Genomic DNA, 14,782 nt, shown 5'->3' with positions numbered 1-14,782 from the left:
CCTCTCCGGGTCGGGGTGCTTGACCGCGCCCGCCCGGACCACGGGGGTGGGGGTACGACCGCGCCGAAAGACGTGGGGGGAGCCCGGCAGCGGACCGCAGGAGACAGGGGGGAGGCGCTGATGACTCAGCCGTCCGATCGGCATTGGCCGCAGGGGGCGTTCGGCGCTGCGCAGGATCAGGGGCAGCAGGGTGCGTATCCCCCTCCGCCCGCCCAGGCGCCGCAGACCCCTCCAGCACCTGTTGCGCCCGGGTACGGGAACGGGTACGGCGGGCCGGGACCGTACGGCACACCGTCCCCCTACGGGGCGTACCCGACGCAGCCCCAGCCCCAGCCTCAGCCCCCGACGGGTCGGCCGCGCCGGGTGGGCCGCGTCGCCATCGCCGTCGCCGCGGTGGCCGCACTGCTCGTCGCGGGCGGCGTCACCTACGCGGTGTCGAGCGGTGACGGCAAGAAGTCCTCGCCCACCGCAGGCGCGTCGGGAGACGACCCGAAGCCGTCCGGCTCACCCACGGCGTCCGGCGGGCAGGACGCGGCCGAGGACCTGAACGCCCAGCGCAGGGCCGGTGAGGCCCGGGTCCTGTTCGTGACGAAGAACGACGCCGACGTGCCCGGCGACGGCGCCTGGGCACAGGGGCCGTGGGTGGTCGGCGACACCGTCGTCAAGGCCATGTACCGCGAGGTGACCGGCTATTCGGTGACGGACGGTGCCAAGAAGTGGACCGTCAAGCTCGACTCCGACATCTGCATGGCCGCCCCCCAGCACTCGCCCGACGGCAAGATCGTCATCGGTGTGCTCGACGGCCACTCGTCGAAGTCCGACTGCAGCGTCCTGCGGATGATCGACGCCAAGACGGGCACGGCGGGCTGGCGCACGGCCGTGCCCAAGCCCAAGGGCATGACCGCGCTCTCCGACCTGGTGCTCGCGCTCAGCGGGAACACGGTCACCGCGGTCGGCACCGACACCTCCTTCGGCTACTCCGTCACCGACGGCAGGCAGCTCTTCGGCAAGTCGTCCTCCGGCTGCGTGCCGTTCGCGTTCGCCGGCGGTTCCCGGCTGATCGCCGCGGCCGACTGTCCGACGGCCGCCGACGAGGTCGTCAGGCAGGAGATCCAGGGGATCGACCCGGTCACCGGCCGGCCGGCGTGGCGGTACGCTTTGGACGCCGACTGGAAGGTCGACAAGGTCTTCTCGGTCGCCCCGCTCGCCTTCTTCGCCCACAAAGAGGACATGGCGGGCGAGGTCGTCGACCGCAAGGTGCTGGTCCTCACCGACGCCGGCCGGCTGCGCTCGCAGATCGTGTTCGGCAAAGACGAGTTCGAGCCCCGCTGCGGAAGCGGAACGATTCTGCTGCGCGGCGAGATCCAGGGCTGGTGCGCGGGCGCCGCCGCCGACGGGGCGGCGGTGTACCTCGCGACCAAGGGCAGCGCCAACGAGGTCGTGACGTTCGACCTCGACACCGGCCGGGCCACGGGGCGTTCGTCGCCGGGCGACGAACGCAGCATCACGCCCCTGACCGCCGAGGACGGCACGGTGGTGCACCACATCGGTCCCTCGATCTACGCGGGCGGCGCGGTCTCGACCGTCGCCCCGGCCGGCGGTGAGCGCAAGGTCCTGCTCAAGCTCCCGAAAACGGACGCCGAAGGCTTCTCCGAGGCACGCGCGGTCTTCGCGGACGGCAGACTCTTCCTCCTCGTCCCCCTGATCAGGGCGCTGGACGACACGGCGGAGCAGAAGACGAACACCATGATGGCTTTCGGCAAGTGAACGCGGTCTGGGTCATCCGGACGTCCCCCACCCCTACTCGCACTGAACACTCCAGAGGTAGTACGCCATGACGCAGCCGCCGAACCAGCCACCGCAGCCGGGCTTCGGAGCTCCCCAGGATCCCCAGGGTGCGCCGCAGCAGCCCGCCCAGCCGCCCCAGATGCCACCGGCCCCGCCGGCGCCGCCCGCGGGCGCGCCCCAGGCTCCCGGCTACGGCTCTCCGCTGGGGGCGCCTTCCGGGCCGCAGGGCCCAGGGGGACAGCCCCCCGCGCCGCAGCCCGGCTACGGCTACCCGCAGGCGGGTCAGCCCGGCCCGTACGCGTCGCAGCAGCCGGGGCCGTACCAGCAGCCCGGGCCGTACGCCCAGCAGCCGGGCCCGTACAACCAGCCCGGCCCGTACGGCGGTTACCCGACGCAGCCGCAGTACCCCGGCGCGCCGACTCCGCCGTCCGGCGGCCCGGGGAACTTCTTCAAGGGGAAGACCGGCATCATCGTGGCCGCGTCGGCCGCCGCGCTGCTCGTCGTCGGTGGTGGCACGTACTTCGCCGTCGCCGGCGACGACAAGGAGGACAAGCCGAGCGTCAGCAAGTCCAGCGACGACCCGAAGCCGACGGGCTCGGCGAGCGTCGACCAGGGCGACGGCAATGGTGACGGCGGTGCCGAAGACGGCGAGGAAGACCTCAACGCCGGGCGCCAGGACGGCGAGGCCAAGGTCCTCTTCCTGACCAAGAACGAGGTCGACCTGCCGCGCAACGGCGCCGATGTGTTCGGTCCGTGGGTCGTCGGCGACACCGTCGTCAAGGCGATGTACCGCGAGATCGCCGGCTACTCGGTGACCGACGGCAAGAAGAAGTGGAGCGTGCCGGTGAGCACCAAGGTGTGCTCCGCGCCCGCGAACGCCTCCGCCGACGGGAAGATCGTCTTCGGCGTCGAGGACGGTCTGACCGACAAGGCCAAGTGCAAGGACCTGCAGATGGTCGACCTCACGACGGGCAAGGCCGGCTGGAAGAAGTCGATCCCCAAGGCGTCCGGCGCCTTCAGCTCGCTGTCCGACTTCACGCTCGCCATCAGTGGCAACACGCTCGCGGTCGGCGGCACCGGCAACTCCTACGGCTTCTCCCTCGCGGACGGCAAGCAGCTTTTCGGCAAGCCGACGGGCGACTGCAAGCCGTTCGCCTTCGCGGGCGGGCCGCGGCTGCTGGCCGGCGCCAGCTGCCCCACCTCGGACTACGACAAGCCCAAGCAGCAGCTCCAGGAGATCGACCCGGCCACCGGCAAGGTCAAGTGGACCTACAACACGCCTGAGGGGTGGGAGGTCGACAAGGTCTACTCGGCGAGCCCGCTGGTCGTCTCCATCACCCAGCGTGAGCCGAAGAAGTGGTCGATCATCGCGCTGACGGACAACGGCAAGCTCCGCTCGCAGATCGATGGCGGCAAGGACAAGTTCCAGCCGCGCTGCGGCGGCTCGTTCGTCGTCTTCGGCCAGAACCTCGAGGGCTGCACCGGCGTGGCCGCCGACGCGAACACCTTCTACATGGCCACCGAGACCGGCTACGGCACCGCCAACGAGGTCGTCGCCTTCAACCTCGGCACCGGAAAGGCCAAGTGGCGCTCCAAGGCCCCCGCCGAGCGCCAGATGACGCCGCTGCGGATGGAGGGCGGCAACGTCCTCGTCTACATGGGCGCCTCCTACGACAAGGGCGGCACGGTCGCCACGATCGCCGCCACCGGTGGTGCGCCGAAGACGCTGCTCCAGCACCCGGCATCGACCGCGCAGATCGAGAACACCTTCTACTCGCCGAGGACGGCCTACGCCGACGGCCGCTTCTTCATCGCCAGCGGGCGGGTGAGCGCGAGCAACGACAAGGAGGAGAAGGAGACGAAGACCATGATGGCCTTCGGCCAGTGACTGCGACCGTCCCCCGATCCCCTCTCCGCCCTTCAGCCGTACCGCTCCCAGAGGTAAGCACCCCATGACGCAGCCGCCGCCCCCGCCGAACCAGCCGCCCGGCCCGCCGCCGGGTCAGCCGCCGAACCAGCCCCCGCAGGGGGGGTTCGGTGCGCCGACTCCGCAGCCGCAGGGCGGCTCGTACGGTTACCCGCAGAGCCCGCCGCAGCCGCAGGGCGGCTCGTACGGTTACCCGCAGAGCCCGCCGCCCGCCCAGCCGCCGTACGGGCAGCCGCCCCAGACCCCGCCACCGGGGCCGGGCCAGGCGCCGTACGGCTATCCGCAGCAGGGAGCCCCGGGCCAGCCGCAGCAGGGCTACGGCTACCCGACGCAGCCCATGCAGCCGCACTACCCGCAGCCGCACGGCGGCGGCAGCGGCGGTGGCCGGAAACTCAGCGCGCAGATGCAGATCATCATCGCCGCCTGCGTCGCCATCGTCCTGATCGTCGTCGGTGGCATCGTCTACGCGACCACCGGTGACGACGGCAAGAAGGACGAGGCCACGAACAGCTCGGGCGGTGCCTCCGGCGGGGACGGCGGCGGCGACGCCAAGCCCGCCCCGGACGGGGCGGGCAAGGAGAAGGCTGGGGCCAACACCAAGGCCAAGGTCGCCTTCCAGCTTCCCGAGCCCGCCCGTGAGGATCTGACGGCCGTCCCCGGCTCCTGGGTCACCGACAAGGCGTATGTGAAGCCGGGCGTCAACTCGGTCGTGGGATACGACGTCGCCAAGGGCAGCGTCCTGTGGACCACCCCGCTCGCGGGGCAGGTCTGCGGCGCCTCGCGGCACGTGACCAAGGACAACAAGACGGCGATCCTCTTCGAGGCGAAGAAGCGGACCGCACCCAAGTTCTTCGAGCAGTGCACCGAGGTGGGTGTCCTCGACCTCAACACCGGTCAGCTGGTGTGGAGCAAGTCGGTCGCCGGAGACGGTGACGACAAGAGCCGGTTCGACCAGGTCACCCTGAGCGGCAACACCGTGGCGGCGGGCGGCCTCCACGGCGGTGCCGCGTTCGACCTCACCACCGGAGCGGTCCGCTGGAAGCCCAAGGTCGACACCCAGCAGTGCCGTGACATCGGCTACGGCGGCGGCAAGGCACTCGTCGCGGTCCGCGTGTGCGGCGACTACGGCAACCAGACGACCACCGTCCAGACGCTCAACCCCGACAACGGCACCCCGCTGTCGTCGTTCAAGTTGCCGGCCGGTGTCGAGGACGCCCGCATCGTGTCCAGCGATCCGCTGGTCGTCGCCGCCGATGTCGGTGACACGGGCACCTTCGGCATCTCGGACTTCTTCTCCGTCGACGGCAAGACCGGCAAGCTGCGCGCCAAGATCGCGGCTCCCGGCGACAAGTACGTGGCCCGCTGCTCCGCGAGCGACGGTGTCGAGGGCTGCCAGTTCGTGCTCGTCGGCAACGAAAGGCTCTACCTGCCCACCGCCGAGCACGAGGGCGGCGGTCAGGCGGGCCGCACCAACGAGATCGTCGCCTTCGACCTCGCGACCGGCAAGGGAACGCCCGAGCGCGCGGACGCCGGCGACGGCTACCACTCGCTGCCGCTGCGCATGGACGGCGGCAACCTCATCGTCTACAAATGGCCCCCCTACGACAAGGGCGGCCAGGTCGTGAGCATCGACGGCGCCACCTTCAAGCAGACCGTCCTGCTGGAGAACCCCTCCGACCGCGCGGTGCGTGACGCCGAGACGAGCTTCACCGAGAACGGCTCCGAGTACCGCTACGCGGCGGGCCGCTTCTTCATCTCGCAGGACCTGATGAGCAAGCCCCGCGAGAACGACTCGCAGTTCGGCAAGAAGTACCTGGCGATCTCGTTCAGCGTGGCCGACTGACCGCGTACGAGAACGCCTGCCGGCCCGGCCCGTCCACCCGACGGGCCGGGCCGCGGTCGTTCCCCCGCGCGTGGTGCCTGGTTCCCGGCCCCTGACGCCCGGCGCCTGGTATACGGCGCCCAGTACCAGCGGCTCGTACAAGTGGGCCTGTTTGGCGAGGAATTCGGTATTCTGGGCCGCTTCTGCCGGGTTGGGGGAGCGCTCGTCGGCACGAGCGTGTAGCTTGCCGGGGCAGCGGGCCGGGGGGCCTGCTCCGACGGGGAGGGTTGCTCGATGGGCGTGCGGCTCATCGTGGTCGATGACCACAGACTGCTCGCGGAGGCGCTGGCCTCGGCGCTGAAGCTGCGCGGGCACCGGGTGCTCGCGGCCGCCGCCCCCGCCGCCGGCGCGGCCGACCTGGTCGTCGCCAGAGCGCCCGATGTGTGCCTGCTGGGGACCCAGGCGCCCGCCGCGCCGGGCGCCTTCGACCCGGTCGTACAGATCAAGCGGGAACGTCCCCAGGTGGCCGTCGTGGTCCTCGGGCCGGTGCCCAGCCCACGGGGGATCGCCGCCGCCTTCGCCGCCGGGGCGTCCGGCTATGTACGCCACGACGAGCGCATCGAGGGAGTGGAGCGCGCCCTGGCCAAGGTTCGTGCGGGCGAGGCGGTCGTGGCGCCGCAGCTGCTCCAGGGAGCGTTCGCCGAGCTGCTCAACCCCGCGGCGCAGCCCGACGACGAGGGTCAGCGGCTCCTCGGGCTGCTCACCGCCCGCGAGGTCGAGGTGCTGGTGCGGGTCGCGGAGGGCGAGGACACGCGACTGATCGCGGCGGGCATGGGCATCGCACCGAGCACCGCGCGCACGCATGTGCAGCGCGTGCTGATGAAGCCGGGGGTCGGCTCCCGGCTGGAAGCCGCGGCGCTCGCCGCACGGACCGGGCTGCTGGACCGGGCGGCCCACGGGGCCCTGCCCGCCGAGCGCTGAGTCGCAGGCCTGACCACCGCAGATCTCCCGCGACACATCTCCGGACATCGCCGGATGCGCTCCGGTCGCTTCCGTGTGCAACCGGACCCGTCGGGACGAGCCCTTCATTGACGAGAGATGTTGACTTATGGTTTGTTGCGTTCGGTTCTGTTGGGGAAGTGGTGAGGAGCTCCACGTGAAGAAGACGTCGACCCGGCTCGCCGACGGTCGTGAGCTGCTCTACTACGACTCCCGGAACGACGCCGTACGCGACGCCGTCGACACCCGGCCGCTCGGCGCCGTATCCACCACCTCCGAGATCCGGCACGACGTCCTGCTGGGCGACACGGTCGCCATCGCCTCGCACCGTCAGGCCCGTACCTACCACCCGCCGGCCGACGAGTGCCCGCTCTGCCCCTCGCGCGACGGCCGCCTCGCGGAGATCCCGGCCACCGACTACGACGTCGCCGTCTTCGAGAACCGCTTTCCCTCGCTCGCCGGCGAGGCCGGCCGGTGCGAGGTCGTCTGCTTCACCTCCGACCACGACGCCTCGTTCGCCGACCTCACCGAGGAGCGGGCCGGTCTCGTCCTCGCCGCCTGGACCGACCGCACGGCCGACCTCGCCGACGTGCCCGGTGTCGAGCAGGTCTTCTGCTTCGAGAACCGGGGCGCCGAGATCGGCGTGACCCTCCAGCATCCGCACGGCCAGATCTACGGCTACCCCTTCGTCGCACCGCGCACCGCGCTCATGCTGCGCTCGGTGGCCGGGCACCGGGCGGGGACCGGTCGCAACCTCTTCGACGAGGTCGTCGCGCGCGAACTGGCCGAGGGCGTACGGGTGGTGCTGGAGGGCGGGCACTGGATCGCCTTCGTGCCGTACGCGGCGCACTGGCCCTACGAGGTGCACCTCTACCCCAAGCGCCGGGTCCCCGACCTGCGAGCGCTGGACGAGGCCGCGCGCACAGAGTTCCCACAGATCTATCTGGAACTCTTGAGGCGCTTCGACCGGATCTTCGGCCCGGGCGAACCGCCGACCCCGTACATCTCGGCCTGGCACCAGGCGCCGTTCACCGTGGACGGGCGGGACGACTTCGCCCTCCATCTCGAGCTTTTCACCATCCGCCGCACTCCCGGCAAGCTGAAGTTTCTCGCGGGTTCCGAGTCCGGTATGAGCGTGTTCATCAATGACGTGCCGCCGGAAGCCGCGGCCGAGCGACTGCGAGAGGTAGCGAGCTAAGTGAGCAAGAAGTACCTGGTCACAGGTGGTGCGGGATATATCGGCAGTGTGGTGGCCCAGCACCTTGTGGAGGCCGGTCACCGGGTGACCGTGCTCGACGACCTCTCCACCGGGTTCCGTGACGGCGTTCCGGCGGGCGCGACGTTCATCGAGGGCCGCATCCAGGACGCCGCGCGTCATCTCGACGCCTCGTACGACGGGGTGCTGCACTTCGCCGCGTTCTCGCAGGTCGGCGAGTCGGTTGCCAAGCCGGAGAAGTACTGGCAGAACAACGTCGGCGGCACGATGGAACTGCTCGCCGCCATGCGCTCCGCCGGGGTGCGCACCCTCGTCTTCTCCTCCACCGCCGCGACGTACGGCGAGCCGGTGTCCACCCCCATCACCGAATCCGACCCGACCGCGCCCACCAGCCCCTACGGCGCCTCCAAGCTCGCCGTCGACCACATGATCAGCGGCGAGGCCGCGGCGCACGGCCTGGCCGCGGTGTCCCTGCGCTACTTCAACGTCGCGGGCGCGTACGGCGACTGCGGTGAGCGCCATGACCCCGAGTCGCACCTCATCCCGCTGGTCCTCCAGGTCGCCCTCGGCACGCGCGAGTCCATCTCCGTCTTCGGCGACGACTACCCGACACCCGACGGCACCTGCGTCCGCGACTACATCCACGTCGCGGACCTCGCGGAGGCCCACCTGCTCGCGCTCGACGCGGCGAAGCCCGGGGAGCACCTGATCTGCAACCTCGGCAACGGCAACGGCTTCTCCGTGCGCGAGGTGATCGAGACCGTTCGCAAGGTGACCGGCCACCCGGTGCCCGAGATCGTGGCCGAGCGCCGCGGCGGCGACCCCGCCGTCCTCGTCGCTTCCGCAGCCGCCGCCCAGGAACGCCTTGGCTGGCAGCCGAGCCGCGCCGACCTGGCCGGCATCGTGTCCGACGCCTGGGCCTTCGCCCGCAGGAGGGAGAACGCGTCATGAACGACGGTGTGTGGGCAGCCCCCGGCAGGGTGAATCTGATCGGTGAGCACACCGACTACAACGACGGTTTCGTCATGCCCTTCGCACTGCCGCACACCACTGTGGCCACCGTGGCGCGCCGCGACGACGGCGTGCTGCGGCTGCACTCCGCGGACATCGACGGCGACGGCGCCGGCCCGTTCGAGTTGCGCCTCGACGAGCTGGCGCCCGGCGGCGGGCGCGGCTGGACCGACTACCCGGCGGGCGTGGTCTGGGCGCTGCGCGAGGCCGGCCACCGGGTCGGCGGCGCGGACATCCACTACGAGTCGACCGTCCCGGCCGGCGCGGGCCTGTCCTCGTCCGCCGCACTCGAGGTCGTCACGGCGCTCGCCCTGAACGACCTGTACGAACTCGGCCTCGAACGGCGGTACATCGCCCGCCTGTGCCGGCGCGCAGAGAACGTCTACGTCGGAGCCCCCACCGGGATCATGGACCAGATGGCCTCGGCCTGCTGCACCGACGGTCACGCCCTGCACCTGGACACCCGTGCCCTCTCCCTGCGTCAGGTCCCCTTCGACCTGAGGGCCCACGGGCTCGAACTCCTCGTGGTGGACACCAGGGTGAAGCACTCCCACAGCGAGGGTGAGTACGGCAGGCGCCGAGCGGGCTGCGAGGCCGGCGCGGCCGCCCTGGGCGTGAACGCGCTGCGGGACGTGCCGAACGACGCGCTCGAGGACGCCCTGGCCCGCCTCGACGACCCCGAAGTGCGGTCCCTGGTCCGCCATGTCGTCACGGAGAACCACCGCGTGGAGCGCGTGATCGCGCACCTGGAGGCGGGCGAGGTCCGCGCGATCGGCCCGCTCCTGACCGAGGGGCACGCCTCGCTGCGCGACGACTTCCATGTCTCGTGCCGCGAACTGGACCTGGTGGTCGACACCTCGCTGACCGCGGGAGCGCTGGGAGCCCGGATGACGGGCGGCGGCTTCGGCGGCTCGGCGATCGTGCTGACCGAGTCGTCCTCGGCGCACCTGGTGGCGCAATCGGTCCAGGAGGCGTTCGCGTCGGCGTCGCTGGACGCGCCGCGGGTCTTCACAGCGTCGCCGTCGGCGGGGGCGCGGCGGCTGAGCTGAAACGCGCCCCCGGCCGCCGTCGCCTGCCGCGCACGGGCCGGGGGCAGGGTTCACACCCACTGGGCGCATCACGCCTTGTGGCCGTGCAGCGGCGGACGCGTCCTCGCGTCCGCGGCCGGAGCGGTCAGTTCTGCAAATAGCCTTCCGTCGCGGCCGCCCGTCCGTACTCTGATGGTCGACACCGGTGGGGGCTGGTGTCGATCAGGGGGCGAGACCGTTGGGTACGGTGCCCGGGGCGGGGTATCAGTCAGAGCACGGCGGCGGCCGGGCGATGTTCTGTACCGCGCTGCTCCGGGCGCCGTATCCGCGCCGATCCGTCCTCCGGCACTGGGGGTGCATGTGGTTCGTATCCGGGTCCTGGTCGTGGACGACCACCGAATCTTCGCCGAGTCGCTCGCCGCGGCTCTCGCCGCCGAACCCGACGTCGAGGTCGCCGCGGCAGGCAGCGGGCCGGCCGCGCTGCGCTGCCTGGAGCGGGCCGCGGCCGACGGGCGGCGCTTCGACGTCATGCTGGTCGATGCCGATCTGGGCGTCACTCCGGTGCCCAAGCCCCGGGCGGTCGCCGGCTCCGACGACGACGCGCTCGTGGACGGGATCTCGCTGGTCGCGGGCGTCCGTTCGCACCGGATCGCCGTGCGCTCCGTAGTGCTCGCCGAGAAGGACGACGCCGCCCGGGCGGCGCTCGCGCTCCAGGCGGGGGCGTCGGGCTGGGTCGCCAAGGACTGTTCGCTGCAACGGCTGCTGGCCGTGATCCGCGGGGTGCTGCGCGACGAGACGCATGTGTCGCCCGCGCTGCTCACCGGCGTCCTGCGCGAGTTGACGGCCGCCCGCAAGCACCGCACCGAGAGCGAGCAGCTGGTCGAGTCGCTGACCCCGCGCGAGCAGGAGGTACTGCGCTGCATGGTTGCGGGCCTGGGACGCAAAGCGGTTGCCGAGCGTCTCTTTCTGTCCCCGCACACCGTACGGACGCACATGCAGAACGTGCTGGGCAAGCTCGGCGTGCACTCCACGCTCGCCGCGGTGGCGCTGGCGCGACGGGCGGGTGTCGGACCGGCCGAGCTAGCCGGGGATGTTGTCGAACGGGGCGGTCAGCTGGCGTAGCAGTGCGGCCAGTTCGGCGCGCTGGGCGTGGGACAGCTCGGACAGGATCGCCCGCTCCTGGGCGAGCAGTCCGGCCAGGGCCTGGTCGGCGCGGTCGCGGCCCTCGGCGGTGAGCCGTACCAGGACGCCGCGCCGGTCGCTGGGGTCGGGCAGCCGCTCGACCAGATTCTTCTTGGCGAGCCTGTCGATGCGGTTGGTCATCGTGCCCGAGGTGACCAGCGTCTGGGTGAGCAACTGGCCGGGGGAGAGCTGGTAGGGCGCTCCGGCGCGCCGGAGCGAGGTGAGCACGTCGAACTCCCACGGCTCCAGCTGGTGCTCGGCGAAGGCGAGCCGGCGGGCGCGGTCGAGATGGCGGGCGAGCCGGGAGACGCGGCTGAGCACCTCGAGTGGTTCCACGTCGAGGTCGGGGCGCTCTCGGCGCCATGCTGCGACCAGTCGATCGACCTCGTCCTCCATGTCGATCAGTGTAGATGGTCTGTCGATGTGAAGTCTCTTGACGTCAAGATATAGTCTCCTTGACTATTGGGCATGGTCGGGCCGAAACACGCTCCGTTTCGGCATTCCGTTCCTGCAAGGGGGCCTCGAACATGCATTCCGTACCCACTTGGGATCCACATCAGTACCTGCGCCACGCCGGACACCGCACCCGTCCCTTCCTGGACATGCTCGCCCGCATACCCAAGCTGCCCTCCGGCAGCCGACCTGCGCGTATTGCCGACATCGGCTGCGGCCCCGGCAATATCACCGCCCTCCTCGCCGACCGCTGGCCCGACGCCCACATCACCGGCTTCGACCTCTCGCGCGAGATGCTCGCCCGGGCCGAGAAGGACCACGCGGGCACCACGGCCGGCGGCGGCCGGCTGGATTTCCGCCGCGCCGACGCCGCCCACTGGACACCCGACGAGCCGTACGACCTGATCGTCTCGAACGCGGCACTCCAGTGGGTCCCCAACCACCCCGAGTCCTTCGCCGTCTGGATCGAGGGACTCGCACCCGGCGGCACCTTCGCCTTCCAGGTGCCGGGCAACTTCAGCTCCCCCAGCCACGCCCTGCTCGGCGAGCTGTGCGAGTCCCCGCAGTGGCGCACCCGTCTCGGCGACCACGGAAGGCGCTACGTCCACATCCTGGAGCCCGCCGATTACCTTCTGCGCCTCGCCGACCTGGGCTGCGACACGGACGCATGGGAGACCACCTACCTCCAGCTGCTCGGCGGCGAGGACCCGGTGCTCGACTGGGTGAAGGGCACGGCGCTGCGTCCGGTCCTCACCGAGCTCGCCGACGATCCGGAGGCGGCGGCGGAATTCCTGGGCCAGTACCGGGACCTGCTGCGCAAGGCCTACCCGCCGGGGCCGCACGGCACCGTGTTCCCCTTCCGCCGCATCTTCGCCGTCGCACGGAAGGTCTCCTGATGCTCGCCGCCGTCGACCACGTCCAGCTCGCCGCACCGCCCGGCTCCGAGGACGCGCTGCGCGCCTACTACGGGGAGGTGCTGGGCATGACCGAGATCCCCAAGCCGCCGGAGCTCGCGGCCCGCGGCGGCTGCTGGTTCGTGGACGGGGCCGTCCAGCTGCATCTGGGCATCGAGCAGGACTTCCATCCCGCCAGGAAGGCGCACCCCGGGCTGCGCGTCACCGGCATCGAGGCGTACGCGCGGCGGCTGGAGGGGCTGGGTGCGACGGTCGTCTGGGACGAGAACCTGCCGGGACACAAGCGGTTCTACTCCGAGGACCCGGTGGGCAACCGGCTGGAGTTCCTTCAGCCCGTGCAGTGAGCGGCCCGTACACGCGAAGCGCCCCGCCGCGGGTGAACCGCGGTGGGGCGCCTGGCTGCCCGGCGCAGGCCGGGATCTCCGGGATCAGTGCCGGCCGGCGTCCGGACCCTCCGGGTCAGTGCAGACCGTTGTAGGTGTTCCAGCCGGTGCCGATCTTGGCCTTCGCCTTGAAGCCGCCCTTGCCGTCTGCGTCGTAGCGGTACAGCACGCCGTCCGCGTTGCGGACCAGGAGGTCGGCCCGGCCGTCGCCGGTCAGGTCGCCCGGCGCCACGAACCTGTTGAACTGGTTCCAGCCCGTGCCGATCAGCTTCTTCGCCTTGAACGGGGCCGTGGCCACGCCGGTACCCGCGTAGAGGTGGAGGCTGCCGTCCTTGGCGCGCGCGACGATGTCCGCGCGGCCGTCGCCGTCGATGTCTCCGGCGCCCGCCAGCGCGGTGAACTGGCCCCAGCCCGTGCCGATCTTCTGGCGTGCGGCGAATGCCGAGCCGTTGCCGTTGCCCCGGTACAGGTACAGGACACCGGCGCTGTCGCGGGCGATGAGGTCGCCCTTGCCGTCGCCGGACAGGTCACCCGGGCCGACGAGGGCGTTGTAGATGCCCCAGCCGCTGCCGATCTCGCCGTCGCCGACGTAGTCGTCGTAGTTGTACAGCGTGCCGTCCATGACATCGAGCAGGTCGCCGAAACCGTTGTTGTCGAAGGACGAGGCCAGCGACAGCTTCGCGCCCTGCCAGCCGGTCGAGCCGTGCTCGCGGGCGCTGAGCAGGCCGTTGTTCATGCCGTGGTACCAGTACGTGGTGCCGGACTTGTCGACGCCCAGCACCTCGTTCTTGCCCCAGAACGGGTTGCTGCCCGAGCCGGCGAACTGCGAGACGGGGTGCCAGCCGGTGCCGAGCTGAACCTTCGCCTGGAAGGAGCCCGTGCCGGTGGAGAGGTACCGGTCGAGCGTGCCCGACACATTGCGGGCCATCAGATCGGCGAAGCCGTCGCGGTTCACGTCGTCCACGCTGAACAGCTGGTTGTACTCGGCCCAGCCGTCACTGACCTTGACCCGCGGCTTGAAGGGCTGCTCGCCCTTGGTGCCGGCGTAGAAGAACAGTTCGCCGGCGGGGTTGCGCGCGAACAGGTCCGCGATCCCGTCGCCGTTGGCGTCGTTGACGCCCACGAGCTGGTCGAACTGGCCCCACCCGGAGCCGACCTTCACCTTCGGCGCGAACGGCTCGGCCGCACCGGGCTGGGCCCGGTAAAGGAACAGCTCACCGGCGAAGTTGCGCGCGAGGACGTCGCCGGCGCCGTCGCCGGTGAGGTCGCCGGGCGAGAAGACCTTGTTGAACTGCTGCCAGCCCGTGCCGGACCACTGCAGTTCGGCAGAGGTCTCGTGGCTGCGGTACGAGGAAAGGCGGCCGTCGGCGGACAGCGTGAAGTGCGTGGGACGGGTCGGCTCGGCGGTGTCCATGCCCGCGATCGAGAACACGTCCTTGAACGTCTCGTCGCTCGTGCCGAGCGCGTAGATGTAGGTGTCCTCGCTGCCGGTCGGCGTCACCCAGTACTGGCCGTCGATCGCGCGGTGCAGCAGGTCGCTGAAGCCGTCGCCGTCGATGTCGCTGCGCGGCAGGGCCGGCTTCGTGTCCTCGGCGCCGGCCGATGCGGCCGACGGCCCCTTTGCCGCGCCGGACTGCCTGATCGGAGACTTCGGCATGCTGTCGACGGTCGGAGCGGTGCGCGGCGCGGGCTCGCGCGGCACCGGTAGGTCGTCCGCCTGCGCCGGAACGGCGAGCAGCATGCCCGCCGAGATGGCCAGCGCCGTGCAGGCCGTGATGCGCCGCGCCGCCTTGTGGCGCACGACGGCAGGGCGGCCGGATTCCTTCGAAGTCAAAATTCCCCCCGGGGAAGGTCATGAAGCCGGGATCACACAGTCCGAGCCCTACAGGGCGTTCTGCTCACTTTCGGGGGACTTGTCCCGGAAGTCGTGTCCTGCGGCCTCGTCGTCCATCGACGGGGCATGGATAGAGACGGTTCAGGGGGATCAAGGGATGCACGTGGGACCGGTCGATTTCCGCGCCGCTTCCGGCCGCGGCCCCCCCGCGCGGGGGCGTCGCCG

General features: G+C 71.2%; 12 protein-coding genes. 10 read left to right on the top strand and 2 right to left on the bottom strand.

All coding sequences use genetic code 11. The annotated features are described in order from the left end of the window. Window positions 1–363: 363 nt before the first annotated feature. The 8 genes from J7E88_RS29085 (at window position 364) to J7E88_RS29050 (ending at window position 10,913) form a co-directional block, all read left to right on the top strand. Complete coding sequence (locus tag J7E88_RS29085; RefSeq protein WP_308307646.1) at window positions 364–1,767, top strand: PQQ-binding-like beta-propeller repeat protein; 1,404 nt, start codon at window positions 364–366, stop codon at window positions 1,765–1,767. 67 nt (window positions 1,768–1,834) lie between these two features. Next, the gene (locus J7E88_RS29080; RefSeq protein WP_215186325.1) at window positions 1,835–3,676 is read left to right on the top strand and encodes a PQQ-binding-like beta-propeller repeat protein; all 1,842 of its coding nucleotides are present in this window, start codon (window positions 1,835–1,837) and stop codon (window positions 3,674–3,676) included. Between the two features lie 64 nt (window positions 3,677–3,740). Beyond that, window positions 3,741–5,558: a PQQ-binding-like beta-propeller repeat protein gene (locus tag J7E88_RS29075; protein ID WP_215186323.1), complete on the top strand. Its 1,818-nt coding sequence runs from the start codon at window positions 3,741–3,743 to the stop codon at window positions 5,556–5,558. A 273-nt stretch (window positions 5,559–5,831) separates the two neighbouring features. Next, window positions 5,832–6,518, top strand: a complete 687-nt coding sequence (locus tag J7E88_RS29070; protein ID WP_215186321.1) for a LuxR C-terminal-related transcriptional regulator — start codon at window positions 5,832–5,834, stop codon at window positions 6,516–6,518. A 175-nt stretch (window positions 6,519–6,693) separates the two neighbouring features. Continuing rightward, on the top strand, window positions 6,694–7,734 hold the full coding sequence (gene galT / locus J7E88_RS29065; RefSeq protein WP_215186319.1) for a galactose-1-phosphate uridylyltransferase: 1,041 nt from the start codon (window positions 6,694–6,696) through the stop codon (window positions 7,732–7,734). Further along, on the top strand, window positions 7,735–8,703 hold the full coding sequence (gene galE, locus J7E88_RS29060) for a UDP-glucose 4-epimerase GalE (protein ID WP_215186317.1): 969 nt from the start codon (window positions 7,735–7,737) through the stop codon (window positions 8,701–8,703). It begins immediately after the preceding gene. Continuing rightward, complete coding sequence (gene galK, locus J7E88_RS29055; RefSeq protein ID WP_215186315.1) at window positions 8,700–9,812, top strand: galactokinase; 1,113 nt, start codon at window positions 8,700–8,702, stop codon at window positions 9,810–9,812. The genes galE and galK overlap by 4 nt, the downstream gene beginning before the upstream one ends. Before the next feature lie 339 nt (window positions 9,813–10,151). After that, window positions 10,152–10,913 carry a response regulator transcription factor gene (locus J7E88_RS29050; protein ID WP_215186313.1) on the top strand — a complete coding sequence of 254 codons (762 nt, stop codon included), beginning with the start codon at window positions 10,152–10,154 and terminating at the stop codon, window positions 10,911–10,913. Here the strand turns inward: J7E88_RS29050 and J7E88_RS29045 are convergent. Continuing rightward, on the bottom strand, window positions 10,872–11,369 hold the full coding sequence (locus J7E88_RS29045) for a MarR family winged helix-turn-helix transcriptional regulator (protein WP_215186311.1): 498 nt from the start codon (window positions 11,367–11,369) through the stop codon (window positions 10,872–10,874). The genes J7E88_RS29050 and J7E88_RS29045 overlap by 42 nt on opposite strands. Before the next feature lie 131 nt (window positions 11,370–11,500). Between J7E88_RS29045 and J7E88_RS29040 the strand changes: the two genes are divergently transcribed. Both J7E88_RS29040 and J7E88_RS29035 read left to right on the top strand, forming a co-directional pair. After that, window positions 11,501–12,322, top strand: a complete 822-nt coding sequence (locus J7E88_RS29040; RefSeq protein WP_215186309.1) for a trans-aconitate 2-methyltransferase — start codon at window positions 11,501–11,503, stop codon at window positions 12,320–12,322. Then, window positions 12,322–12,684 carry a VOC family protein gene (locus J7E88_RS29035; protein WP_215186308.1) on the top strand — a complete coding sequence of 121 codons (363 nt, stop codon included), beginning with the start codon at window positions 12,322–12,324 and terminating at the stop codon, window positions 12,682–12,684. Before J7E88_RS29040 ends, J7E88_RS29035 begins: the two co-directional genes overlap by 1 nt. A gap of 115 nt (window positions 12,685–12,799) precedes the next feature. Here J7E88_RS29035 and J7E88_RS29030 read toward each other — a convergent pair whose 3' ends face one another. Next, on the bottom strand, window positions 12,800–14,557 hold the full coding sequence (locus tag J7E88_RS29030; protein ID WP_215186306.1) for a VCBS repeat-containing protein: 1,758 nt from the start codon (window positions 14,555–14,557) through the stop codon (window positions 12,800–12,802). Between the last annotated feature and the right edge of the window lie 225 nt (window positions 14,558–14,782).

The organism is Streptomyces sp. ISL-10, from assembly GCF_018614575.1.
Taxonomy (GTDB): Bacteria; Actinomycetota; Actinomycetes; order Streptomycetales; family Streptomycetaceae; genus Streptomyces.
This window is presented reverse-complemented; position numbering and strand designations above follow the sequence as displayed.